The sequence below is a fragment of the Pseudomonas sp. LS_2 genome, from assembly GCF_042709235.1.
Classification (GTDB): domain Bacteria; phylum Pseudomonadota; class Gammaproteobacteria; order Pseudomonadales; family Pseudomonadaceae; genus Aquipseudomonas.
Genome location: NZ_JAVAYC010000022.1, coordinates 23,005 through 48,492, shown reverse-complemented (window position 1 = coordinate 48,492; position 25,488 = coordinate 23,005). Strand labels below are relative to the sequence as shown.

At 55.5% G+C, this 25,488-nt stretch carries 23 protein-coding genes; all 23 read right to left on the bottom strand.

Annotated elements, in window-relative coordinates; all coding sequences use genetic code 11:
• Positions 1–69: 69 nt before the first annotated feature.
• The 23 genes from rfbA to RAC97_RS18500 all read right to left on the bottom strand — a co-directional run bounded on the left by rfbA (position 70) and on the right by RAC97_RS18500 (position 25,423).
• On the bottom strand, positions 70–951 hold the full coding sequence (rfbA, locus tag RAC97_RS18610; RefSeq protein ID WP_375101013.1) for a glucose-1-phosphate thymidylyltransferase RfbA: 882 nt from the start codon (positions 949–951) through the stop codon (positions 70–72).
• Complete coding sequence (gene rfbD, locus RAC97_RS18605; protein ID WP_375101012.1) at positions 948–1,853, bottom strand: dTDP-4-dehydrorhamnose reductase; 906 nt, start codon at positions 1,851–1,853, stop codon at positions 948–950. The genes rfbA and rfbD overlap by 4 nt, the downstream gene beginning before the upstream one ends.
• On the bottom strand, positions 1,850–2,920 hold the full coding sequence (gene rfbB, locus RAC97_RS18600) for a dTDP-glucose 4,6-dehydratase (RefSeq protein ID WP_375101011.1): 1,071 nt from the start codon (positions 2,918–2,920) through the stop codon (positions 1,850–1,852). The genes rfbD and rfbB overlap by 4 nt, the downstream gene beginning before the upstream one ends.
• Positions 2,921–3,016: 96 nt before the next feature.
• Complete coding sequence (locus tag RAC97_RS18595; protein ID WP_375101047.1) at positions 3,017–5,011, bottom strand: polysaccharide biosynthesis protein; 1,995 nt, start codon at positions 5,009–5,011, stop codon at positions 3,017–3,019.
• Between the two features lie 92 nt (positions 5,012–5,103).
• Entirely contained in the window at positions 5,104–6,123 is a 1,020-nt protein-coding gene (locus RAC97_RS18590; RefSeq protein ID WP_375101010.1) for a glycosyltransferase family 4 protein, read from the bottom strand.
• A gap of 33 nt (positions 6,124–6,156) precedes the next feature.
• Complete coding sequence (locus RAC97_RS18585) at positions 6,157–7,092, bottom strand: NAD-dependent epimerase/dehydratase family protein (RefSeq protein ID WP_375101009.1); 936 nt, start codon at positions 7,090–7,092, stop codon at positions 6,157–6,159.
• Complete coding sequence (locus RAC97_RS18580) at positions 7,089–8,081, bottom strand: hypothetical protein (RefSeq protein ID WP_375101008.1); 993 nt, start codon at positions 8,079–8,081, stop codon at positions 7,089–7,091. The genes RAC97_RS18585 and RAC97_RS18580 overlap by 4 nt, the downstream gene beginning before the upstream one ends.
• Positions 8,078–8,644 (bottom strand): serine O-acetyltransferase, encoded by a 567-nt coding sequence (locus RAC97_RS18575; protein ID WP_375101007.1) that lies wholly within the window; start codon positions 8,642–8,644, stop codon positions 8,078–8,080. The genes RAC97_RS18580 and RAC97_RS18575 overlap by 4 nt, the downstream gene beginning before the upstream one ends.
• Positions 8,645–8,652: 8 nt before the next feature.
• Positions 8,653–9,789, bottom strand: coding sequence for an NAD-dependent epimerase/dehydratase family protein (locus tag RAC97_RS18570; protein ID WP_375101006.1), 1,137 nt, complete (start codon positions 9,787–9,789; stop codon positions 8,653–8,655).
• 17 nt (positions 9,790–9,806) lie between these two features.
• On the bottom strand, positions 9,807–11,006 hold the full coding sequence (locus RAC97_RS18565; protein WP_375101005.1) for an O-antigen polymerase: 1,200 nt from the start codon (positions 11,004–11,006) through the stop codon (positions 9,807–9,809).
• 3 nt (positions 11,007–11,009) lie between these two features.
• Positions 11,010–11,969 carry a glycosyltransferase gene (locus tag RAC97_RS18560; RefSeq protein ID WP_375101004.1) on the bottom strand — a complete coding sequence of 320 codons (960 nt, stop codon included), beginning with the start codon at positions 11,967–11,969 and terminating at the stop codon, positions 11,010–11,012.
• Between the two features lie 37 nt (positions 11,970–12,006).
• Entirely contained in the window at positions 12,007–13,257 is a 1,251-nt protein-coding gene (locus RAC97_RS18555) for an O-antigen translocase (protein WP_375101003.1), read from the bottom strand.
• 57 nt (positions 13,258–13,314) lie between these two features.
• Entirely contained in the window at positions 13,315–14,415 is a 1,101-nt protein-coding gene (locus RAC97_RS18550) for a DegT/DnrJ/EryC1/StrS family aminotransferase (RefSeq protein ID WP_375101002.1), read from the bottom strand.
• Positions 14,412–15,347, bottom strand: a complete 936-nt coding sequence (locus tag RAC97_RS18545) for a GNAT family N-acetyltransferase (RefSeq protein WP_375101001.1) — start codon at positions 15,345–15,347, stop codon at positions 14,412–14,414. Before RAC97_RS18545 ends, RAC97_RS18550 begins: the two co-directional genes overlap by 4 nt.
• Entirely contained in the window at positions 15,344–16,261 is a 918-nt protein-coding gene (locus tag RAC97_RS18540; RefSeq protein ID WP_375101000.1) for a hypothetical protein, read from the bottom strand. The genes RAC97_RS18545 and RAC97_RS18540 overlap by 4 nt, the downstream gene beginning before the upstream one ends.
• Before the next feature lie 8 nt (positions 16,262–16,269).
• A complete protein-coding gene (locus RAC97_RS18535) occupies positions 16,270–16,944 on the bottom strand; it encodes an acetyltransferase (protein WP_375100999.1) in 675 nt (224 codons plus the stop codon).
• The gene (gene rfbC / locus RAC97_RS18530) at positions 16,931–17,914 is read right to left on the bottom strand and encodes a dTDP-4-dehydrorhamnose 3,5-epimerase (RefSeq protein ID WP_375100998.1); all 984 of its coding nucleotides are present in this window, start codon (positions 17,912–17,914) and stop codon (positions 16,931–16,933) included. Before rfbC ends, RAC97_RS18535 begins: the two co-directional genes overlap by 14 nt.
• Before the next feature lie 720 nt (positions 17,915–18,634).
• Positions 18,635–19,669: a Wzz/FepE/Etk N-terminal domain-containing protein gene (locus RAC97_RS18525; RefSeq protein ID WP_375100997.1), complete on the bottom strand. Its 1,035-nt coding sequence runs from the start codon at positions 19,667–19,669 to the stop codon at positions 18,635–18,637.
• A gap of 305 nt (positions 19,670–19,974) precedes the next feature.
• A complete protein-coding gene (locus RAC97_RS18520) occupies positions 19,975–20,214 on the bottom strand; it encodes a DUF1049 domain-containing protein (protein WP_375100996.1) in 240 nt (79 codons plus the stop codon).
• A gap of 3 nt (positions 20,215–20,217) precedes the next feature.
• Complete coding sequence (gene ihfB, locus RAC97_RS18515; RefSeq protein WP_375100995.1) at positions 20,218–20,517, bottom strand: integration host factor subunit beta; 300 nt, start codon at positions 20,515–20,517, stop codon at positions 20,218–20,220.
• A gap of 208 nt (positions 20,518–20,725) precedes the next feature.
• The gene (gene rpsA / locus RAC97_RS18510; RefSeq protein ID WP_375100994.1) at positions 20,726–22,405 is read right to left on the bottom strand and encodes a 30S ribosomal protein S1; all 1,680 of its coding nucleotides are present in this window, start codon (positions 22,403–22,405) and stop codon (positions 20,726–20,728) included.
• Between the two features lie 124 nt (positions 22,406–22,529).
• Positions 22,530–23,210 carry a (d)CMP kinase gene (cmk, locus tag RAC97_RS18505; protein WP_375101046.1) on the bottom strand — a complete coding sequence of 227 codons (681 nt, stop codon included), beginning with the start codon at positions 23,208–23,210 and terminating at the stop codon, positions 22,530–22,532.
• A 2-nt stretch (positions 23,211–23,212) separates the two neighbouring features.
• Positions 23,213–25,423 (bottom strand): bifunctional prephenate dehydrogenase/3-phosphoshikimate 1-carboxyvinyltransferase, encoded by a 2,211-nt coding sequence (locus tag RAC97_RS18500; protein ID WP_375101045.1) that lies wholly within the window; start codon positions 25,421–25,423, stop codon positions 23,213–23,215.
• Between the last annotated feature and the right edge of the window lie 65 nt (positions 25,424–25,488).

The window sequence follows — 25,488 nt, the reverse complement described above, 5'->3', positions numbered from 1 at the left end:
GTTATGCGAAAAGTCTTTACCAGATTATTCAACATATCAAGCGCTGCTCACTAGCAAAGCGCTTTACGTTCAGTAAACCTTTTCTTGCAGTAGCCGCTTGAGATACTGCCCATAACCGTTTTTGCTCAACTGAGCAGCCAGATTCTCAAGGTCGCTGGCATTGATCCAACCCTGGCGATAGGCTACCTCTTCGGGACAGGCGACTTTCAACCCCTGACGCTGCTCGATAGTCGCAATATACTGGCTGGCTTGCAGCAAAGAGTCGTGCGTACCGGTGTCCAGCCAAGCATAACCTCTGCCCATTATTTCCACGGACAGATCACCCCGTTCAAGATAGATACGGTTGAGGTCGGTGATCTCAAGCTCGCCTCGTGCCGACGGTTTGATACTTTTGGCAATTTCGACTACATCTTGATCATAAAAATAAAGACCGGTTACTGCATAATTAGACTTGGGCGCCTGTGGCTTTTCCTCGAGGCTTATAGCTTTACCCTGCTGATTGAACTCTACAACGCCATAGCGTTCTGGGTCCATCACGTGATAAGCAAATACACTAGCACCCTGGTCACGACCGGTGGCACTGTTCAACAAGTGCTGGAAATCATGACCATAAAAAATGTTATCACCGAGCACTAACGCGCTAAGACCGTTGTCAATGAAGCGCTCACCGATCAAGAAGGCTTGCGCCAAGCCGTCTGGAGAGTCCTGTACCGCATAGGTGAGGTTCAATCCCCACTTGCCGCCGTCTCCCAATAGCTGCTCAAAACGAGGCGTGTCCTGAGGTGTGCTGATGATGAGAATATCGCGAATACCCGCCAACATGAGTGTGGTCAGTGGATAATAGATCATCGGCTTATCGTAGACGGGCAGAAGTTGCTTCGAAACTGCCAAGGTGGCCGGGTGCAGTCGCGTCCCGGAGCCACCCGCCAGAATAATACCTTTACGTTTCATTGCTTATCGCTCTCAGTGATTTCCATGACCATCCTTGCAACGCCCTGATGCCAATCAGGTAGCGTCAGGCCGAAAGCCTTTTGCAGCTTCGATGTATCGAGCCTGGAATTAGCAGGCCTCTTGGCAGGCGTCGGGTAGGCCGAAGTATCAATAGCATTCACAGTTGCAGCTGACGCTTTTAACACCTGCCCCTGCTTGCCGGCTTGTTCAATCACGAAGCGCGCGTATCGACACCAGGTCGTCTCTCCCGACGCAGCCAGGTGGTATAGACCATCCCGTGCCGGTTCGAGAGACGTCGCACGGATTAAATGAGCCGTGACATCCGCGATCAAGTCCGCACCAGTGGGTGCCCCAAACTGATCGTCGATAACGCCCAAGCTATCGCGTGTCCGTGCCAAGCGGAGCATGGTGCGGGCAAAATTGCTACCACGGGAGGCATATACCCAGCTTGTACGCAGGATCAGATGCCGACACGCCGAAGCCTGAATCGCTTGCTCACCAGCGAGCTTGGACGCACCGTATATGTTCACTGGCGCTACCGAATCCTGCTCCTGCCATGGCTGCTGGCCATCACCGGAAAACACATAGTCAGTGGAGTAATGCACCAGCAACGCGTTTTGCCGGGCCGCTTCCCGCGCCAGAACCTCGACAGCTTTGGCGTTGATCAAATAAGCCTGTTCGGGTTCTGACTCAGCTTTATCTACAGCAGTAAACGCCGCAGCATTCACGATAACGTCCGGCTTGACCTGTTGGACGGTTTTCGCCAAAGCGCCAAGGTCCGCCAGATCACCACAGTGAACCTGATCCTGCCTGCCCAATGCCAAGACATCTCCCAAAGGAGCCAGGCTGCGCTGCAGCTCCCAGCCCACCTGGCCATCCTTACCTAGCAGTAGGATTTTCACTCACTTCTCTCACTGTAATTCTTCTCAACCCAGTCACGATAGTTACCAGACTGAACATTCTCGACCCAACCTGTGTTGTCCAGATACCATTGCACTGTCTTGCGAATACCGCTTTCGAAAGTTTCCTCAGGTTTCCAACCCAATTCGCGCTCCAACTTACGAGCATCAATGGCATATCGGCGGTCGTGGCCTGGGCGATCAGTGACAAAGGTGATTTGCTCTGAATAGCTGAGGCCGTCAGCACGTGGCTGTAATTCGTCAAGCAGCGCACAGATGCGCTGGACAATTTCCAGGTTCGGCTTTTCATTCCAGCCCCCCACGTTGTATACCTCGCCCAACGTACCCGCCTCGAGTACCCGGCGGATCGCGCTGCAGTGATCTTTCACATACAACCAGTCACGTATCTGCTGGCCATCACCGTAGACAGGCAAGCCTTTGCCAGCCAAGGCATTGACGATCATCAGCGGAATCAACTTCTCGGGGAAGTGATACGGCCCGTAATTGTTGGAACAGTTCGTGGTCAGGACGGGCAAGCCGTAGGTGTGATGATAGGAGCGAACCAGGTGATCACTCGCGGCCTTGCTGGCCGAATAGGGACTGTTGGGTTCGTAGCGATGTTCTTCGGTAAATGCCGGAGCATTGGGCTCAAGCGAACCGTAAACTTCATCAGTGGAAACGTGAAGGAAGCGGAACTGCACCCGCTCGTGATCACCCAGGCTTTTCCAGTACGCACGCACTTCCTCCAACAATCTGAAGGTACCCACGATATTGGTCTGAATGAAGTCTTCGGGGCCATGGATGGAGCGGTCCACATGCGATTCAGCCGCGAAGTTGACGATCGCCCGAGGCCGATGCTCCAACAACAACTGCTTGACGAGAACCGAATCAGCGATATCGCCCTTCACGAACTGGTGGCGGTTATCACCCTCAAGGCTTGCCAGGGTCTGCAAATTGCCAGCATAGGTGAGCTTGTCCAGGTTGATCACACGCTCGTCGCTTTGCGCAATCCAATCCAGAACGAAATTGGCGCCGATGAACCCAGCGCCGCCAGTTACAAGAATAGTCATCCGAAATCAGATTCCTTAAGTCATAGATGAACGTCGACGCGCAAACGCGGCGGTCCGTATCATGTCTGCTAGCCGGCTAGCAGGTCATATCATTCTTCAACCATCAATTCGCCGCTGCTGATAGATCCAATCGACGATCTCCCCGTCCGGCGCATAACCGCTGACAGTCTCCCGAAGCAGCTGGCGAATGCGCGGATAGTCATCCTTCTCGATCGCTGCCAGCAATTCCGTGATCTTCGTTTTAAGCATATCCCACGGCAGATAGTCTTCATGAGCACTCATGATCATTGAATGAGGTGTCGCTACGACATTCTCACCAATCAGCAGTTCTTCGTAGAGTTTTTCTCCTGGACGTAGCCCAGTGAACTCGATTGCGATTTCGCCCTGGGGGTTCTTCTCCGAGCGGACGCTCAAGCCGGAGAGATGAATCATTTTTTCGGCAAGCTCGACGATTCGAACTGGCTCCCCCATGTCCAAGACGAAGACATCTCCCCCCATCCCCATTGATCCGGCCTGGATGACCAGTTGCGCGGCCTCAGGGATAGTCATGAAGTAGCGCGTGATCTTCGGGTGAGTTACCGTCAGAGGACCACCCGCTTTGATCTGCCGGTAGAACAGTGGAATCACGGAGCCGGACGAGCCCAATACATTGCCGAATCGGACCATGGTGAAACGAGTCTTGTTGACCTGAGCAATATTGGCATTGTCTTTAAACAATACGGGCGCAGCCTCCTTGCTCAAGGCCTGTAGCACCATCTCGGCCAAGCGCTTGGTGCTCCCCATCACGTTCGTGGGCCGCACAGCCTTGTCAGTGGAGATCAGAACGAAGTTATCGACGCCTGCACGCAGCGCGGCCTCGGCCGTGTTTAGCGTACCCATCACGTTGTTCAACACGCCTTCGGCAATATTGTGCTCGACCATCGGCACGTGCTTATAAGCCGCAGCATGATAGACGGTTTCAACATGCCAACTCTGCATCACATCCAGCAGGAGCATTGGATTACGGATAGATCCCAGTATGGGCAGCAAACGTACGGACAACGACTCGCGGGCGATGCGTCGCTCCAGCTCGTCCTGAATGCAATAGAGGTTGTACTCACTGTGTTCGAATAGCAGCAACGTGGCCGGTTCACAGGAGAGGATCTGCCGACAAAGTTCCGAACCGATCGACCCGCCTGCTCCAGTGACAAGTACCGACTTACCCCGGATGCATCGCTCAAGCAGTGCCTCCTGCGCGGGTACCGAATCACGACCCAGCAGGTCAGCGATATCGACCTCCTGAATATCGTCCACTTGTACCCGGCCGCTGGCCAGATCCATGAAGCCCGGAACGCTTCGAACATGTAGCGGGAAATCCTCCAGATAACTGAGGATTTCCCTCCGGCGAGCGCGAGTCGCAGAAGGCACGGCCAGCAAGACCTCCTGGATACCACACACATCGATCAACTTCTTCATGTCGCGTGGATGATAAACCTGCAGGCCCGAGATGATGCGATCCGTGATCGAGGCGTCATCATCGATGAAGGCGATCGGGCGCATGACCCGGCCCATACGCAATGCTGCCACCAACTGATTACCGGCTGCGCCCGCACCGTAGACCGCAACCTTCGGCAATCCATCATCACGGGTTGCAAAAGGCACATGACGGGACGCTGCAAACCAGTCACCGAGAAAATACTGGCGCATGGCCAGACGCAGCCCGCCAATCATGACAAGACTGAGCCACCAGTAGTTGAAGATGATTGAGCGGGGCACGACAGCACTGTGGTTGCTGTACCAGTAAAGCACCAGTGTCAGCAAGAGTGAGGCGAGGCTGACAGCTTTGAAGATCACCATCAGCGCATCGTTGCCAAAGTAGCGCATGACGGCTCGATACATGCCCAACCGGATGAATAGCGGAATGGCGACCACCGGTGCAGCGACGAACAGCCAGGGGTGGGTGGCTATCGGGTTGCCCATCTCGAAAAACCCAAGGCGAAGAGCGAATGCAAGCCACAGCGCCAAGCAGACCGCGAAAACGTCTGTCACCACCTGAATCAGGCGCTTGCTGCTTCGGGGCAAGTTCAAGAGAAAGGATCTCAACTTCCCCATCGTCCCTTCAAACATCATTTCTTATCCTTTGAAACGGCATCGCAGGCCAATAACCTGGCATGCCTTGTCCGTGGAATGGTCAATAACACCGCTTACTGAATTTCCGGCTCGCCCGCACCGAAATACCAGGCGAGTACGACGAGCGGAGCATACGCGATTGCCACCCCAGTCAGGCCATCCAGCGCCAGGTAACTTACCGCCCAGGCGATCGGCATCAACCATACGATATTGATCACCAAGATCGAGAGGGTGACAGGCAGGTGTCGCCCCAACCGACGACTGGCGTACTGATAGGCATGCGTGCGGTGTGCTTCATATACCTTCTGCCCTCGCATCAGTCGACGGAGCAGGGTCAGCGTAGCATCCACGATGAATACACCAAGAAGGATGACCCATGACCAGAATAACTGGGGATCGACCCATGCAGCTTGCAGTGACAGTACACCCAGTGTAATACCCAGGAAACCGCTGCCGGCGTCGCCCATGAAAATACGGGCAGGCGGGAAGTTCCAGAACAAAAAACCTGCCACGGCCAGGCAGAGCGCCAATGCTGGCCATAGCAGTTGCAGATGCCCATTCATCAAGTAGATCAGACACATGGCCAATGTAGTCGTGCAAGCCTCAACGCTGGCCAGTCCGTCAATTCCATCCATGAAGTTGTAGAGGTTGAGCATCCAGACCAGGTAAAAGGCAGCAAATATTACCCCCAACCACCCCAGATTGAACTCCACGCCAAAGATACGGATCGGCGCGAAGCCCTGCAGCCAATACAACGCCCAAATGGCCGCGACGAAATGGCCGAGCAATCGCCAGCGCGCCGCAATATGACCATGATCATCCATGAAACCGATTACTGCGACCAGCGAGCCGCTGCCCAGAAGCGCAACGCTCGCTGGCACGCTGAGCAACTCAAGCGCCATGGCGACCGGCACCGCCAAAAGGAAGCTAAGGACAATGGCCACGCCACCACCACGCGGCGTCGGCTGCTGGTGCGAACTGCGCGCATTGGGAACATCGATCAGGCTGTGTGAGAGCGCATAACGTCGCAGTAAACCTGTCACCAGCAGAGAAAGCACCGCGATCAGCGGCAAAGTAAAGAGCCAAATAGTCATTGCAAACATCCGCTCGAACCAATAAAGGCAGTGTCAATCACGTCGATAATCTCGACCCGCAGCTACCAACGCCTGCTGCGCCGTTACCCGTGGCGTCCAACCCAGGCTTCTGGCCTTGCGATTGTCAACCTCTAGCGAGCCGCACAGCTGGGTTCGTAGTGACCCTTTGCCCAATACAGTCAAAAGCCCGCCTAACATCGGCTCGGGCACCGGAAGGTTGAGCACCCGGCGCTGCATACCCTCCCCGATCAGACGAACGATATCGCTGGTGCTGACAGCCTGGTCGTCGGCAACTAAATAGACCTGATCAGCCGCTGCCGGCGCGCGACAGGCCAGCAGGATAAAATCCACCAGGTTCTCGAGCGCTACCATGTTACGGCTGTTTCTCAAGCCAGCCAAAGGCAATGGCAGGCCACTGCCGACCAGCTTCAACAAGCGACCGAAATTGCCTGGTGCATCAGCGGCATAAACCAGCGGAGGGCGAATGATCACATGGTCTGTGGCGCTATCATGCAGAACTTGCGCCAGTGACTGCTCGGCCTCCAACTTCGAAAGGGCGTACGGAGCATGAGGGTTCACCGCGCTGGTTTCGTCGAACGGTCGGCTCTGGGTGTGAGAACCATTGACACCGATCGAGCTCATGAAAACGAAACGCTTGACCCCGGCAGCTCGCGCAATCTTGGCTAGGCGCTCGGTGGCGTCACGGTTGACATTGCGAAACTCCACCAGCGGGTCAGCAGCATTGTCTCGTAGCAGATGTGCGCGCCCGGCCAGGTGCACCACACAATCAACCCCAACCAATACCTGCTCTAAGGATGGCAACGCCTCCAGATCTCCCTTAACGACCTGAACTCCCGTCATCTGCCATGACGAACGCACCAGCGCGATAACCTCGTCTCCCTGCGCCACCAACGCCTGGCACAGGGCCCGCCCGATGAAACCACTGGCCCCAGTGACAAATACCTTCACGACAACTCCTTCTGTAATATTTCGTCCAACCACCCTTCCAACCGGTAACGCTGATAGATTGCCGGGGCCACATCGATATAGGGCGCCTCTAGAAATCCAGAAGGTACAATTGGGTCGTTACGATCCAGTACGCAGATATTGGCGCTGTCGAAGAAGTCATACTCACGCACACTGATATTGGTCGTGATCAGTTTCTTGCGCGCCCCCAGCGTCTCCAGGGTACGCATCGTCAAGCCCGTCTGCTGCGGATGCTCGATATCGAGGATAGCGCCCGATGCAAAGAAAACCTTTTGCACATCGGCCTTGGTCAACGGGTCGAACTTGAAGGCCGATCGCGGCGCGGATCGGAAACCTGGGTTGATCACTCTATAGAGCCAAAACACCCAGGGTGCTTGCAAATAGAGATACCAGTAACGACGAACCGATGGCGCCAAGCCTTCCGACACCCTAGCGACAATCGGGTAACGATCGGTGTGGGCGGTACCGATGAAACTGATGTCCCATTGCTGCTCAAGCCCTTGAGAACGCTCAAAGCCCTTGGAAAAGAACAGCGGTCGGAAGTGAATACCGTGCTCCTTCGCATCCTGCCGGTCAAACGTAAAAGCATGATCAAAGTAACGAAGGTTGGCAACAACATCCTTTCGATTGCCGAACGAGTCCCACATGTAAAGGAAGAAGCGCGCTCGTGGGAAAGCGTGTCGCCACTGCTCCAACACGGCGCTCGACAATGTTTGCCCATTGACGACGAACACATAGTCGTAGTCCGCCTCTAGGTCGGTATGCGCCTCGTAGTAGCGCTGCGCAGCAGCCATTACCCACTGGCGACGCCAGCGGGTAATGGCCTTGAGGAATGCCGAGGTGAAAGGTCTATCCAGCAGAAAATCAACCTTGGCGCCACGCCGCTCCAGTTCATCGCGAATGTCTCGCTCGTAACCAAAGAATTGCGGTGCAACGAGGAGCACCTTTTTATCTCGCAGATGATAAATCAAACCGTTTCATCCCGCTGTTTCAAGATTTTCGCGGGAACTCCCCCCACAACCGAGTAGTCGGGTACCGACATCAACAACACACCATTGGCGGCAACCGTTACCCCATTACCTATGCGTATACCGCCCAAGACCTTGGCACCCGCAGCCAGCATGACATCATCGCCCACAACGGGACGATGCGCTGCATCGTAGGTAAAGTCCAAGTCACGTGCCCCCAGGGTCACGCCCTGGTAGATCACCGCATTTCGGCCAATACTCACTGCACCTATCACCGTGCCTTGTGTATGGGGAAAGAACAGGCCTGGGCCGATCCGACAGGCTACTGCGATCTCGATGCCGAACACGACGAAATTGAGCAATGAAAAAGCCTTGGCCAATGGCGAAAGCCGCGCACGTTGGCAAGCGTGGGCAAGCCGGCAAAGTAATACCGGAGCAAACCGCGGCGACAGCATGCCTAGACACAATTTGACGCGCGAAACATTAGTGGTTAAGCCGAACAGCTCTCGGTGTCGGCGTACATCCGCGAACAACAGCGCCATCAATCCGATATCGTCAGATTTCACTTTATGCCTCAATTCATGAGCTTGCGTTCACGTAGTTCACGGTTGGCCTTTTCCAACTGATCTTCAGGCAGTGGCTGACTGCAAACCCAATCGGCAAAGCGACGTAGCCCCGCTGCCAATGACACTTTCGGGGTAACCCCGAGCAAGCGTTGGAGTCGATCGATATCTGCATAGTTATGGCGAATGTCGCCCACACGGAACTGACCCGTGACCGTGACATTCGGCGCTTTGTCAAAGGCTCTGCACAGTTCGGAAGCTACTTCTTCGACGGAGGTTGCGAGGCCACTACCGACGTTGATGGCGGTATTGGGCGCCTCGGCGACGATGACCGCTGCGAGTAAGGCGTCGGTGACATCGTCCACGTGAACAAAGTCGCGACTCTCCGCCCCATCTTCAAACAACGGCAACTGGGTGTCTCGGCGAATCTTGGTCGAGAAGATGGAGAGAATCCCCGTATAGGGGTTATTGAGCGATTGACGCTCACCGTAAACGTTCTGCAGACGCAATATCGCGTATCCCAAGCCCATGGCCTGGCATCCGATTCTAACCAAGTCTTCCTGAGCGTACTTTGTCGCAGCGTAAATTGACGCGGGCGAAATCAGATCATCTTCACGAGTCGCGACCAACTCCAACGCCATACCGCTTTCACTGCATACGGGATCCCAACGCTGCTCGCGCAGTTGCTCAGCAGTACGCGCACCGGGGTAGACACGTGCGCCCGTCACAGGGTGCCGGTAAGCACCTTCCCCGTAAATCGAACGGCTGGAAGAAAGCACTACACGTTTGACTTGATGCTCTGGCAACTTGCCCAGCACATCGAAGAGCAGCGCAGTACCTTGACTGTTGACTTCGTTATAGCGCGCAATCTCGTACATCGACTGCCCCGTACCAGTCTCGGCCGCCAAGTGAACGACGACATCAATCCCCCCCAGCACGCGTTGCCAATCTTCGCGAATGGTCACATCTGCGCGAATGAATTCAATGCCTTCACCCTGCAGCCAATCCAGGCCGACGGGAATAGTGCCATGCACCTGCGCGGTCAAAGAGTCCATCACCCGCACGCGATGACCCGCAGCGATAAGTTTTGGAATCAAATGGGACCCTATGAAGCCAGCGCCACCAGTAACCAGAACATGTTGCGACATTTCTATACTCCTGAAATTTATTGGATTCGCGGATCTGAAGACGGCTCGGCCAGCGGCAAATCAACCCGAACCTTCGAACGACGCGTGAATTGGTAAAAGCTGAAAAAAAGAATCGCCATGGCAAACTGAAAAAGAACTGGCAAGAGGAAAAACATATCATAGAAAATAGAAAATATTAGGATCTGAAAGGCTACCGCGTAAGCGAGGATGCCCCATGGACGCCCATTGCGCGCGACCCTGTACGCCAGGCAACAGCAAAACTGAACAAATGCTGCCAGCAGGAATGCTCCCACCGGACCAAAGTCCGATATATAGCCCGAATAAAAAGTGGCAGCATTCAGGTTATTATCGACGAAGACAAACAGATCATTACGCTGATCGAACCCCAGCCAGAGTTTCAAGGCGCTGGGTAGCATATTGTATAGAGAATAGCCGACGCTGTAAGCAGGCTGCAGGGTCTCGATATTGAAGAAAAGGTTGCTCATGCCCGAGGTCATATATACATAGAACCAAAGAAATCCGCTGGGCATGCTCGAGAAAAAATCGACGTATGCGGGCTCGACCAGGTAACCGAACGGATTGACCACCTGGCGCAGATCACCGACATAACCAAACAGAAAGACAGCGACCAAGGCGCTGCTTATTAAAATCAAGGTAACCTTGATATTCAATCTGCGCATCAAGAAGAAAACTGCGGTAATCTGAACGATGACACTGAGCAGAATACCACGCCCCAGCATCAGTACCGGCCAGCAGGCCAGTAAGAACAGAAGCAAGATAATGATACGGCGAGGCTTTACGAAGTAGAGATAAGCCAACGCGGTAACCAGTTGCAGATACATGGCGTTCATGATGCCGTGAAAGGATGGGATACCGAAATCGGTATAGAGTCGACCATCACCGACCCAGTTCCAGTACAAGGGAAACCCGCGCTGTACGTAGACCTCCATACAAGTGCCACCGAACCAGAGGACGAACAGAACCTTGGCGTAAACTTTTGCCGCTCTCCGGTATTCCATGATCTGTGTTTTATCGATCAGCGGAACACGGCGCCCGGCCACCATTAAGAGATAGAACAGCGCCATGCTCAACATGTTAAGCACGACTAAACTCAGGCCGACTATATTGATGGGGACCAAATTGCTGGTAGCACCCAAACAATACAACAGTAGTACACTGCCCCATACCGCGCTGAAAACGACTACTGGGTTACCCATACCTCAACCTACTACGCGCTTGAGTACATACTTGATGCGATTAGCGATGGCCCCCATGACCCATTGCGCACCAGGTACATAACGATTGAGCCAGGCCACAGCATGAAGCACCCGATATTTTCCACTGCGCTGGTAGCGCAACACAGTACGCGTCAACGTCAGAGCCAAATGCGGATCACGCTCCAGCTGGCGATAGGCCTCTCCCGCAACATACCTAGCCTTGGCCGGGCCAATCAGCGCTAACAAGTCCTTGCGGTCAGCCACCTGCTGCTCGAACAGGTCAAGGGCGTACAGAGACTCATCCAATAGCTCATAGGTTTGTCGGCTCGCCCCCCCCAGGTGCTTGCGATACCGCGCGAGCACCTCCTCGGCCTTGAGCAGAGTTCCCTTTAGCGATATTTCCAAGAAAAACAACCAATCGCTGACGGTCTTGACACGCTCATCGTAGCCGTGCGGAGGTAGCGCAGTACGGCGTAACATAATCGAACATCCTCCCGGTATCCCCCCTTTGAGCAGCATATCCTGAGTGTTGAACACATCTTCACGCGGATGCTGGTTGGTCACATACAGGGTTTTTCCGGTAGCAGAGTCAAAAATTTCAACAGGATGGTAGCACAATACGCATCGCGGGTTGGCTTCCATAAGCTCGACCTGTCGCGCCAACTTGCCAGGCAGCATCAGGTCATCACCGGCAAATAAGGCGATAAAGTCGCCATCGGTGTGGCTCAGCGCAATGTTGCAGTTACGCGTCACTCCCACATTATGAAGATTGAAGATAGCCTTGATCTTGCCAGGAAAGCGCTCCGCGTACTCGCGGATAATCGCGGGGGTTCTGTCGGTGGAAGCATCATCGGCCACAACGATCTGAATATTTGGGTAGGACTGCTCGAGAATCGAGTCAAGCGCCGCCGCTATATAGTTTTCGGCATTGTAAGCCGGCATCATGACGCTGACAAGTGTCATATATTAATTGCTCCCTAATTCAAAAACAGCGCACCATCTACATATTTCTGATGTAGCGCGCTGCCACAAACAGACAAAAGAAGAAATAAATGGTGTAGTTGACAATGAAGGCATACATCGAACCGACCAGCCCAAAATGCTCGGTCAACACAAAAACCCACACTAAGTACATGAGACCGAAAGCGACCTCGGAAAAAAGGAATGTACGGGTCATGGCCTTAGCCAGCATCATATACGAGAGTAGAAACGCGGCAACCTTGATGACGTCACCCAACAGTTGCGGGGCGTACAGGTACAAACCTTCGTGGAAATCCTCCGAAAACAGTAGTGTCGTTACCCAGCCCCTGCATAAATAGATGACGAACGCTGACAAGCCTACAAGTGGGACAAGTACCACAAATCCTTTGCGAATTTCCGCCACCATGGCACCCCGCTCGGTGATCGCAGAGAGCTTGGGCAAGTAATAGACACTAATCGCCATTGTAATGAATAGCAGATAGGCTTCCGAGACCTTGGAGACAGCCTGCCAATAGCCCACCTCGGACCAGGAAAACTCTCCCGCGAGATGATTTCGCACGGCAATTTGAATCACCGGAGCAATGAGTGCAGACGTCAGAGTCATCAAGGAGAAGCCGGCCAACCGGCTAAAGCTGGCCCGGTCGACACTCCAGCCGATGTTAGCCCATCGGAAATAACCACTGCGTCGGTATGCACCGAAGCTAACCAGCAACAGAGCAGCCTGCGCCAGGACATAGGCAAGCAATACGCCATGCAGCCCAAAGTAATACCCAAGGACTGCTGGCAGCAAAACTCCAATGAACGCCCCAACGACATGAATCAATGCCAGCCGTTTAACGTCCATCATGCCGTTGACAGTGGCTATGATCAGGTTGTGCATCGCGACGAATATCTGTGCAATCGCCAACACCACGATCAACCAGCGCAGTTGCTCATCACCCAGCAGCCACACGGAAATTCGGCTACTGAAAAGCAGCACGAGCAGGCACATCCCCACCGAAGCCATCAGCGTGAAGCTGAACGCGGCGCGCAGTAGTTGCGATACCCTGATATCGTCGCCCCGATATTCAGCCAGATACTTCACCACACCGGGGCCCACGCCTCCTCCGGCAAAGACCACCAGCAGCGCGGCCAGGCTCATGAACTGCCCCAACTGCGCTACTCCATCCGGTCCAGCAAGTACAGCTACCAGCTTCATGACGATGAAACCAGAAAGCAGACGAGCCGCCGTCGCGATCGCAGTGAGAATACTTGTTCTAAAGATGTTCACCGGCAGGCAATCCTACTCGTCGATGGCCAGCATACAGCGCTGGCCGTTACATGGTATTTAGACGAAGGCATTGACTGCGCGAACGACGGTGTCGGCTTCTTCCGCTGTCATCACTGGGCTGATTGGAAGGCTGAGCACCTCCCGGTGGATCGCTTCTGTCAACGGTAAGCTCAAATTGCCATAAACGCTGTAGGCGTCCTGCTTGTGAGGTGGCACCGGATAGTGGATCAATGTCTGTACACCACAGTCCTGCAAATGACGTTGCAGCGCATCACGGCGCTCACTCCGAATGACGAAAAGATGCCAGACATGTTGCTCTGGAGCATTGACATACGGCAGCTTCACCATGGAATTTTTGATGGCCGACAAGTAAGTCTGCGCGACGCTCCGTCGAGCAGTGATCTCACTGTCCAGATGAGCCAGTTTCACGCTCAACATAGCGGCCTGAATTTCATCCAGGCGGCTATTGACACCTTGGTATTCGTTTTCGTATTTGCGCTGGCTACCATAGTTGCCCAGGCCGCGCACCATCTTTGCAAGCGCCTCGTCCTGGGTAGTCATGGCACCGGCATCGCCGAGTGCACCTAGATTCTTTCCTGGATAGAAACTGAATCCAGCCGCATGCCCCCAAGTACCTGCACGTCGACCATCGATACTGGCTCCGTGAGCCTGCGCAGCATCCTCCAGCACCAGCAGATCATGCTCATTTGCAAGCGGCATGATGCCTTTCATGTCCGCCATCTGGCCATACAGGTGCACGGCCACGATCGCCCGCGTGCGTTCGCTCAAGGCTGCACGCACGCCAGCAGCGTCCAAGTTGAAAGTATGCGGGTTCGGCTCGACCAAGACGGGTTTTAGGCGGTTCTCAGTAATTGCCAGCACGCTCGCGATGTAGGTGTTGGCCGGAACGATCACTTCGTCACCGTCCTTGAGCTTGCCCATTTCCTTCCAGGCGCGCAGCGTCAGGGTCAAAGCGTCGAGGCCATTGGCCACACCGACGCAATGAGCCGCACCGCAGTATTCGGCAAATGATTTTTCAAACGTCGCGAGTTCTTGCCCGCCAATGAACCAGCCCGAATCGATTACCCGGGCACACGCCTCACGCAGTGCCTGCGCATAGACACCATTAAGTTTTTTAAGATCAAGGAAGCTGATCATTTGAAGACGACCTCGTAGAAATCCAAAACCATGCCACGGGCGCCAAAATTTTCTTTCTGATTGATCAGACCGGAATTCAGGACCTTACCGCCCATTTCAGTAGAAATACCAAAACTGAAAAACTTCTCTCCGCGCGATGCACTGTCTTTAATACATTCCTCGATCAGCGCGTCGAGCGCTCCCATATCCTTGCCCTCTTCGTTAGTCGCAAGGTACTGGGTATGGGTAACGTTGCCGAACAGGAACAGAAGCGCCCCCGCGATCATGCGGCCCTCGTGGACTACAGCCTTGAGCACGACCTGTTGCCCAAAGCGCTGGTGCAGAAGCCGCAACTCCTCAACGCTATGCACCGGCTTGGCGCCGTGGCGTGTCAACGCCTCGCTCAAAAGAGCGTGGAAGGCTTGCCAATCCTCGCTATCGCAACTCTGAAGGCCCAGTTTCGCGGCGCGGGCAATCAACCACTTGCGACCTTTGGAGAGTTTCGGTCGATTATCCAGATGGATCACACTGGACAGATCGCGACGCACCAGCGTCGCACCGGCCTGCGTCAAGGCATAGAGGTCTTCTTGGGCCCCCTGACTCGCGAAGACATAGGGTATTGCTTTGTAAAGCAGTTTGCTGCAGCCCTGATCACGAGCATGCTCCAGCAGGGCCTGAAATGAAGCAACTACCGTATCCGCACGCACCTTGGCGTTATAGACCATGCCACCATAGGTCAACCCGCCATGACTGAGGAGCTCGTCACCGTGCCGCGACGCAGGCAGGACAGCCACCAGCTTGTCCTCCTCATAGAACATCAGCGAAGCATCCTGAAAGCGGTCAGCGTGATACTCCATGAAATCGCGCTTGAACATGAATAATGGCGTACGGGAAGCGTCGATCCAGTTATCCCATGCTTGACGCTGCTCTTGGCTATAGGGAATGCAGATCATCGCGCGAGCAACTCTGCCACACCGAAACCTTCTGCCCCCATATTGTTTCCATTGTAGAAACAGTAGGTACGCTCGCCGACCGTTACCAAACGAGGGTAGCACAAATGCCGATCATCGAAGCCCTGCTCGCCCAATACAAGCCCCAACTGCTCATCGCGACGCTCCCAGTGAATGCCATCATCGGAAAACGCAACACCGGGGAAGTAGTCCTTACCGCTGGTACCGCCCTTTGTGTAGAACATCATATAGCCCGACTCCGTTCTATACACCGAGGGGCGCCCAATACGATATTCATCGCCGCGAACATCCACACACAATGTACCTTGAGCGGGGAAGCTTCGCCCATCGCTGGACTCGGCATACCAGATATTGTATTTCGGGAAAGGAACACCATCGATCATTTGCCAATCGTCACCGACAGCGTACCAGATCTTCCAAATACCATTTTCGTACAGTGCTGTATGCACTGCTCGAATGGTATTGCCTTCGATTGACCGATCAAGAACAGGAGCCTCACTTGTACGCTGGAAGGTTTCTCCGCCATCAGTGCTTTCGGCCAACCCGGTGAAGGCCAGGAACTTGGCACGCCGGACCAGCTGGAAACCAACGTAGTACATGCGCAACCGGTCGCCGTCACGCACCACATCGCCGAGAATGACGCCATTGTCGTCGAAGCAGCCATCGCGCCCACGGTCAAGCACCGGACGTTCGCTCACACCGACTACCCGGCTGGGATCCCGGCTATCGACATCCACATAGCCGATACGGCTTATACCTTGGTCATCTCGGAACCCCGCATAGATGCGTATGATTTCGGGGCTCAGAAGCAAGGGCGTTGGCGTGAGGGCTGAATGACGACGCCACTCGGTGTTACCGTCCTGTGTAAATACCAGGCCGAGTTTTTTCCAGTTCATGAGACATCCTAAAACTTGACTTTAAGTGCACTTTTCTTTGGCAGCTCCTGCGCCGGAGCCCCATAATATATACGCTCTGGCGTGCGCAGATGCTTGTTGACCAGCGCTCCCGATGCAATCACGCAATCGGCGGCGATTTCAATACGATCATTGATAGTTGCGTTCACGCCGATGAATGTAGAACTGCCAATTCGGCAATATCCCGACACCACTACGTGGGAAGACAAAAAACAATGGTCCTCGATAACACTACGATGACCAATATGGTTGCCACTCCAAAGGATGACGTTATTACCAATTTCAACGAATGGCTGAACCGTATTGTGCTCGAAAATAAAACAGTTCTCACCGATCTTGGCGTTGCGCCAGACAAAGGCACGGGAGCTTATATAGGTGGCGCACACATAACCCAACTTTTTTACAGCATCGTACAATCGGGTACGCACCCGATTCAGCCCGCTAGCAGGAATAGCCACGAACACCTCGTGTGTGTGCGGTGAGAATTGAGTACAAATCTCATCGAACGCCACAATCGGCAGATCGTAAAGGGATGACTCTTTTAAGTAGTCGCGCTCGACACTGAAACCAACAACGTCATAACAGGAATCGTAGGTGAAATATTCGTAAGCGATCATTGCCAACTCACCAGCACCAACAATCACCAATTTCTTATTTTTTTCCATGCTGTACCTCTTGAAGGAAAGTCTGGTAGTCACGGATATAATCTGACTCGTCGTAGGAACCACTGGCCAACACCATCAGCACGCAATCCTCGCTAAAGTCATGCATTTCACGCCAAATCAGATTCTTGATTAACAAGCCCTTGTGCGGAGCGTCCAGCCAAACGTCCTGACGGGTAACGCCGTCATCCAGCCGCATGCGACATCTGCCCGCCACACAGATCGCCATTTGTTGCAGATCGCGATGAGCGTGAAACCCCCTGCTGACCTGCGACTGGGTACCGAAGATGTAGTAAACACGCTTGACGTCGAACGGAACGTTACCAGGCCCCTGGAGCGCAATCAGGCTTCCCCGCTCGTCACCGATGACCTTGAACTCATGACTGACGACTTCGGACCGGGACGAAGGCACCTCTACACCCTGGAATCCGCTGAATGCCGGCAGCTGCAAATCCTTGTCACTGACTACCCGTTCGGCAAGCTCGGGCCATTGGATAGCGAGGTCGGGATCGTCCCAGGCCAAGCCCCCTTCACTGGGCTTGTGATATACGTCCGTTGTCTTGTAGAGAAAATGCGTGTTGTCTTCCAGCGCGATGAAACCGTGAGCAAAACCTTCGGGTATCCAGAGCATCTTGCGATTTTGCGCGCTCAACTCAACGCCTACCCATTGACCGTAGGTCGCTGACTCCTTACGAATATCAACGGCAACATCCCAGGCAGCACCTTGTACGACACGTACAAGCTTGCCTTGCGCATGAGGGGCGTGTTGAAAGTGCAAACCTCGGACGACACCTTTGTTCGAACAGGAATGGTTGTCCTGCACGAACGCTCGAGGAAGGGGAAGGCCCATCTCGCGCAACGCTCGGTGAAACAGGGGTTCGTTAAAAGTTTCCATGAACCAGCCACGATCATCACCGTAGACATTCGGCTCGATCACCACTACTTCCGGAATGCTGGTTTGCGTAAATTTCAAGACTGTTTCGCTCCACTCCACGTCATTGAATTCGCTGAGAATGCCCCACCCCTACCATAGGCTTCTATGCCAAGGGAAATGGCAGCACCGGAAAGCGACAGCCGTCGCCCCGAGCGAAGGCAGGCATTATAAGACGCGCACTCCTTCGGGTATAGCCGCGCAAACCAGAGGAAGATGCTTGACGGTCACCTGCGACACCCTCGCGCCGCGCGAAACGGCGGCTCTACGCGCACCAGTAAAAAACGTACCATGGCAACGATGAGCGCCGTGATGGTGCCCAACCTCAAGCGGAGCACGATAATGACGAAACGGGTGGACTGGACAGGAGAAAGAGGCTACACAGCGAACCTACCGACCAACGCAACGCTCTCGACGGACGAGGGGCTCTCAGGTTGCAGGCAGACGAAGCCACTGCGCAGGACCTAAAGTGCGGCGCTGAGGGTGTATGAAAATGCAATTGATACGCCAGAAATAGTGTCTACTTAAATTAGATGGACACCCTTGCCTTCGACGGTCACGCTTGGAAGATGTGCTCACTAGGCCCCTACAAGCAATGCCCTAGCGTGGAGCAACGCCGCAATTTCGACCCTGCTGCAAAATTTTCGAGTATAGAGGGGCTAACGCAAGCAATGGACCCCGCTTGACATCCACCTTTTTAAGCGAGGGGTCTAGCGCGCCACCTCTATCACAAGGTAACCGGCCTATTTCAGGTTTTTCAACTCAGTCGGTGGCCGACAACGCAAGGACTCTCAGCAAAGCCGTAATCACCCCCAACAACAACCCACCAATCAGCGAAAGAATAATGATCAAACCCTTACGCGGCTTCAAAGGAGTCTCAGGCTCTTCGAGCACACCATCCAGACGATAGGTTTGGAAGCTGTCCGCACTTAGGTTCAAACCCTTATAGTAACTCAACTCAGCGTTCAACTCGCGCAAGCCAGAAATGAAAGGGTCATCAAAGGCTCGCTCACGCAGGTTCGACAACTGCGCCTTTAGAGCAGTCACCCCACGCAGGTAGGATAATGAGCCGTACATTGACGAGGCATCAGCCAAAAAACTCGACGCTGTAGCGGAGGGCTTGGCAAGCTCCACATGCTGAGCAACTTTCAACGCTTCATCCAGCCGCACAATCTCATCCGCGCGCTCTTTTCGGGCACGCTCACGCGCCTGCGCAATTCGTCGCTCAAGCGACTCTATAGTGCGATCCAGGTCCGAACGAGCATCGTCAATCAGCTGCTGCTTGGCCTGCGAGTCCGCAGCGGCAAGATAATCGGACAACCAACGCATGGATAACTGCGCATCGCTCGCCTGCACCGTCATACTGGCGAGGCCTCCTACTTGACGGCTTGGCGAGTATACGAATTGTCGACCAAAGGCCATCCACAACGCTTCCTGCTCGCCTTGGCGCCACTCTTTGGAAAAATGCGACAGGTAGTGCTCTGAAAAGAAACGACGGCGTAATTCTTGCGATTGAAGACTCGCTAAGAATACTGAATTTACACGCTCCTTCGTGAAGAGCGGCAACGATTTTTCATCTCCACGCCCGACGTTCAGCGCGGCGATACCCGCAAGACCAGGACTCGCAACAAAAGCCTTGGACTCATAGACCGGGCTTGACAACAGCGCATACGCGACACCCGCAATGAGCCCTACCCCGGCAATCGCCGCCACGACGTATTTTCTTTCCCACACGCCGCGCATCAGCATCAAAAAACTCAGCCCTTCATCACGGTAAAAACGATGCTCTCGTGGCATTCTTACTTCCCTGAACGATTGATATCACCTGCAAAGACCCCAAATCGCGAATAAAGCAATACAGCTGCTATAGCCGCCGACAATATTGCAATCAGACTACAGGTACGAGAATAGTTTCTAAAAATAAAACGATTTTTTTCAACAGCGTATGCAGAGGTCGCTCCCCGCGATGAGCCAGATCTCTACCTAGGAGGATTTTGACGACATGAAGCGCAGAACGAGGAAACAAAGCTGAATATCCGAGCATCCGACGACACATGTACCGACCGCTCATCCTACGCTTGCCAGCACCTAACGCAACGAAATTAACCCGCGCTGGATCTCCTGATCCTGATAGCCATGAAGTGCAGAGAGGCCAATCCCCAACCCAATAGCACCCCAAACGATACCCCCCCCAATGCAATCAAAGAAACCGGGGCATCACCCAACGCCTGCCCGAAAAACACCAACGTAACCGAATGATGGTTCTCCAAGGCGAACACGCCCACAAGAATCGCGAGCACAACCAAAAAACAGATCACGAGGAAATCTTTCAGCTTTCGCATGATTTAAACCTGACCAACCCCGTCCTCATCATTGACCCGATCCCGCAACTCCTTCCCCGGCTTGAAATGCGGTACGAACTTGCCATCCAGGCTCACTGATTCACCGGTCTTTGGATTGCGCCCAGTCCGTGGCGCCCGATAATGCAAGGAAAAACTGCCAAACCCCCGGATCTCAATACGATCCCCGGTCGCCAAGCACTGCGACATCTGCTCAAGCATGGTCTTGATAGCCAGCTCCACATCCTTGGACGAGAGCAGCCCTTGATGGGTGACAATTCGTTCGATCAGCTCCGACTTCGTCATATTTTTCCCTTCGTTATCAAGCAGCTAGATCATTGCTTATGAGTTTGTAGCACGCCCGGAGGGATTTGAACAGGGCGCTCCTTGACTTAATAAAAAAATTCAAGAACGCACTGCATCGGAGCACTCATGCCGCAGGCCGCTGCGATCAAAAACCACAGGCAAAAAAAGGGCGACCCGAAGGTCGCCCTTTTTACCGATCAAACAGAACTCAGTTCTGCTTGGCCATTGCTTCGCGCAGCAGCGCAGCCATGGTGGTATCGGCAGCAGCTTCCGGAGCGGCGTTCTTCAGGCTCTGGATAGCTTCGCGCTCTTCAGCGTCGTCCTTCGACTTGATGGACAGGCTGATAACGCGGGACTTGCGGTCGACGCTGATGATCTTGGCTTCGATCTCTTCGCCTTCCTTCAGCACGTTACGAGCGTCTTCAACGCGGTCACGGCTGATTTCGGAAGCCTTCAGAGAAGCTTCGATGTCGTCGGCCAAGGTAACGATGGCGCCTTTGGCGTCAACTTCCTTGACGATACCCTTGACGATGGCACCCTTGTCGTTGACAGCAACGAAGTTGGAGAACGGATCGTCTTCCAGCTGCTTGATGCCCAGGGAGATGCGCTCGCGCTCTGGGTCAACCGACAGGATGACGGTTTCCAGCTCGTCGCCCTTCTTGAAACGACGGACGGCTTCTTCGCCGGTTTCGTTCCAGGAGATGTCGGACAGGTGAACCAGGCCGTCGATGCCGCCTTCCAGACCAATGAAGATACCGAAGTCAGTAATCGACTTGATGGTACCGCTGATCTTGTCACCCTTGTTGAACTGGCCGGAGAAGTCTTCCCATGGGTTGGACTTGCACTGCTTGATACCCAGGGAGATACGACGACGCTCTTCGTCGATGTCCAGAACCATGACTTCCACTTCGTCGCCAACCTGAACGACTTTCGACGGGTGGATGTTCTTGTTGGTCCAGTCCATTTCGGAAACGTGTACCAGGCCTTCGACACCCTCTTCCAGCTCGGCGAAGCAGCCGTAGTCGGTCAGGTTGGTGACGCGAGCGGTAACACGAGTACCTTCTGGGTAGCGAGCGGTGATAGCAACCCACGGATCTTCGCCCATCTGCTTCAGACCCAGGGAAACGCGGTTGCGCTCACGGTCGAACTTCAGGACGCGAACGTCGACTTCGTCACCCACGTTGACGATTTCCGACGGGTGCTTGATGCGCTTCCAGGCCATGTCGGTGATGTGCAGCAGGCCGTCGATGCCGCCCAGGTCCACGAAGGCGCCGTAGTCGGTGAGGTTCTTGACGATACCTTTGACCTGCTGGCCTTCCTGCAGGGTTTCCAGCAGGGCTTCGCGCTCGGCGCTGTTCTCGGCTTCTAGCACGCTGCGACGGGAAACGACAACGTTGTTGCGCTTCTGGTCCAGCTTGATGACCTTGAATTCCAGCTCTTTGCCTTCCAGGTGGGTGGTGTCGCGCACAGGGCGGACATCAACCAGGGAGCCCGGCAGGAACGCACGGATGCCGTTAACGTCGACAGTGAAGCCGCCCTTAACCTTACCGTTGATAACGCCCTTGACCACTTCTTCGGCGGCGAAAGCTGCTTCCAGAACAATCCAGCACTCGGCGCGCTTGGCTTTTTCACGGGACAGCTTGGTTTCGCCAAAGCCGTCTTCGACCGCGTCCAGCGCAACGTGAACTTCGTCACCGACCTTGATGGTCAGTTCGCCAGCTTCGTTGTAGAACTGCTCGAGCGGGATGACACCCTCGGACTTCAGGCCAGCGTGTACGGTAACCCAGTCGCCGTCGATGTCGACAACGATACCGGTGATGATCGCACCCGGCTGAAGATTGAGGGTTTTCAGGCTTTCTTCAAAGAGTTCTGCAAAGCTTTCGCTCATTTTAATTCCTGTAGATTCGGGCGGTTTTACCACCCACAGCCACATTCCAGACAATGTGGGTTTCGTTCATGTAAAGGAACGCCGGCAGGACGTTGACTGGTGACCCTGCCCGCTTTCCTGGTTATCAGAGCAGATCGCGCTGGGCGAGCTCGCTCCTGATACGTTGTAACACCTGCTCGATGGACAACTCGGTGGAGTCCAGCTGGATGGCATCGGCCGCTGGTTTCAGCGGGGCCACCGCGCGCTGGGTGTCACGCTCATCGCGTGCACGTATCTCATCCAGCAGACTCGCCAGACTAACATCCTCACCCTTGCTCTTCAACTGCAAATAACGACGTCGAGCGCGTTCCTCCGCACTGGCGGTGAGGAACACCTTCAAAGGGGCATCGGGGAACACCACGGTACCCATGTCCCGACCATCGGCGATCAGGCCTGGCGCTTCGCGGAAAGCGCGCTGGCGCTGCAACAGCGCCTCGCGCACTGCGGGCAACGAGGCAACCATCGAAGCCCCGGCACCGACCTTTTCGGTGCGGATGACATTGCTGACATCCTCACCCTCAAGAATTATTTGTTGCAGCTTACCTGGCTCGGCCGCAATGAACTGCACGTCCAGATGGGCGGCAAGCGCCTTGAGCAGCTCTTCATTGGTCAGATCGACGCCGTGGTTGCCGGCGGCAAACGCCAACAGGCGGTACAGCGCGCCGGAATCCAGCAGGCGCCAACCCAGCTCGCGCGCCAGCAGGCCGGCGACGGTCCCCTTGCCCGAGCCGCTCGGCCCATCGATGGTGATGACCGGCGCTAGCATATTCACGACTTGCCCTCTTCAGCGACGTTGACCCCAACCTCGCCGCACAGCGCCAGGAAGTTCGGGAACGAGGTGGCGACGTTGGCGCAATCATGGATACGGATCGGCGCACTGGCGCGCAGCGAGGCGATACTGAAAGCCATCGAAATGCGGTGGTCGCCATGGCCGTGCACTTCGCCGCCGCCGATCTGGCCGCCGTCGATGATGATGCCATCCGGGGTCGGTTCGCACTTCACGCCCAAGGCGATCAGGCCATCGGCCATCACCTGGATACGGTCGGATTCCTTGACCCGCAGCTCTTCGGCACCGCGCAGCACAGTGCGCCCTTCGGCGCAGGCCGCAGCGACGAACAGTACCGGGAACTCATCGATGGCCAGCGGCACCAGCTGCTCGGGAATCTCGATACCCTTGAGCTTGGCGGCACGCACACGAAGGTCGGCCACCGGCTCGCCGCCGACTTCACGTTGGTTTTCCAGAGTGATGTCGCCGCCCATCAGACGCAGGATGTCGATCACCCCGGTACGGGTCGGGTTGATGCCGACATGCTCCAGCACCAGCTCCGAACCTTCGGCGGCGATGGAGGCCGCGACCAGGAAGAACGCCGAGGAGGAAATATCTGCCGGCACTTCGATACGGGTTGCGCTGAGCTTGCCACCGGCCTTGAGCGACGCAACCGGACCGTTCGACTGCACCGCGTAGCCAAAGCCACGCAGCATGCGCTCGGTGTGGTCACGGGTCGGCGCAGGCTCGGTGACGGTGGTGGTGCCTTCGGCGTACAGGCCCGCCAGCAGCAGGCAGGATTTAACCTGGGCACTGGCCATCGGCAGCGTGTAATTCAGCGCCTTGAGCTTGTGACCGCCACGAATGGTCAGCGGCGGACGACCGTCCGGGCCGGTCTCGACCACTGCACCCATTTCGCGCAGCGGGTTGGCCACTCGGTTCATCGGACGCTTGGACAACGAGGCATCGCCGGTCATGGTGGTGTCGAACGGTTGGGCCGCCAACAGGCCGGACAGCAGGCGCATGGAGGTGCCGGAGTTACCGACATACAGCGGCCCAGGTGGCGGCTTGAGGCCATGCAGGCCAACGCCATGGATGGTCACGCGGCCATGGTGCGGGCCTTCGATGACCACCCCCATGTCACGGAAGGCCTGGAGGGTCGCCAGGGCGTCCTCGCCTTCGAGGAAGCCTTCCACCTCGGTGGTGCCTTCGGCCAGCGAGCCGAGCATGATCGAGCGATGGGAAATCGATTTGTCGCCCGGTACGCGAATCCGTCCGGACACGCGGCCACCAGGTTGGGCCAGGAAAATCAGGTCGTTGGCGTTCATAGCGTCCACATAGGCCCGACGGGCCAGGATTTTACTGAAATGCTCGCGGGCTACCCGGGCGCGGGTGAAAACACCCAGCAGCTGGTGCCCGTCCCCAGCATCGACCGCATCGCGCAAGGCGTCGAGATCGCTGCGAAATGTATCCAGCGTGCGCAGGACAGCTTCGCGGTTGGCGAGGAAGATGTCGTGCCACATGATCGGGTCACTGCCGGCGATTCTCGTGAAATCGCGAAAGCCCCCCGCAGCGTACCGGAAGATCTCCAGGTTTTCATTGCGCTTGGCCAAGGAATCGACCAGGCCGAAGGCCAGCAGATGAGGCAGGTGGCTGGTAGCAGCCAGCACCTCGTCATGCCGCTCTACCGGCATATGCTCGACATCGGCCTCGAGCGCGCGCCACAGGCGATCGACCAGGGCCAGCGCGGCGGGGTCGGTTTCTGCCAGCGGGGTAAGAATGACCTTGTGACGGCGGAACAGCGCGGCATTGGAAGCCTCCACCCCACTCTGCTCGGAGCCGGCGATCGGGTGGCCCGGCACGAAGCGCGGCAGGCGCGCAGCAAAGGCTTCGCGGGCGGCGCGCACCACATTGCCCTTGGCGCTGCCGACATCGGTGATGATCGCATCACCCAGGTCGAGCTGGGCCAGGCGCGCCAGCAGCTTCTCCATCGCCAGGATCGGCACGGCCAATTGAATGACGTCGGCCCCGACGCAGGCGGCTGCAAGATCTTCCTCGCAGCGATCGACCACGCCCAGCACGACCGCCTGCTTGCGTGACTGGGCGTCGAGGTCGACCCCCACCACCTCGCGACACAGGCCGCTTTCACGCAGGCCCTTGGCGAAGGAGCCGCCGATCAGGCCAAGGCCGACCACGACCAGACGGTCGATGATCGGTGCAGTTTTGTTTGTTACGGCATCTACCACGAGTGCGAACCCTGTTCAGGAATCAAGACAGT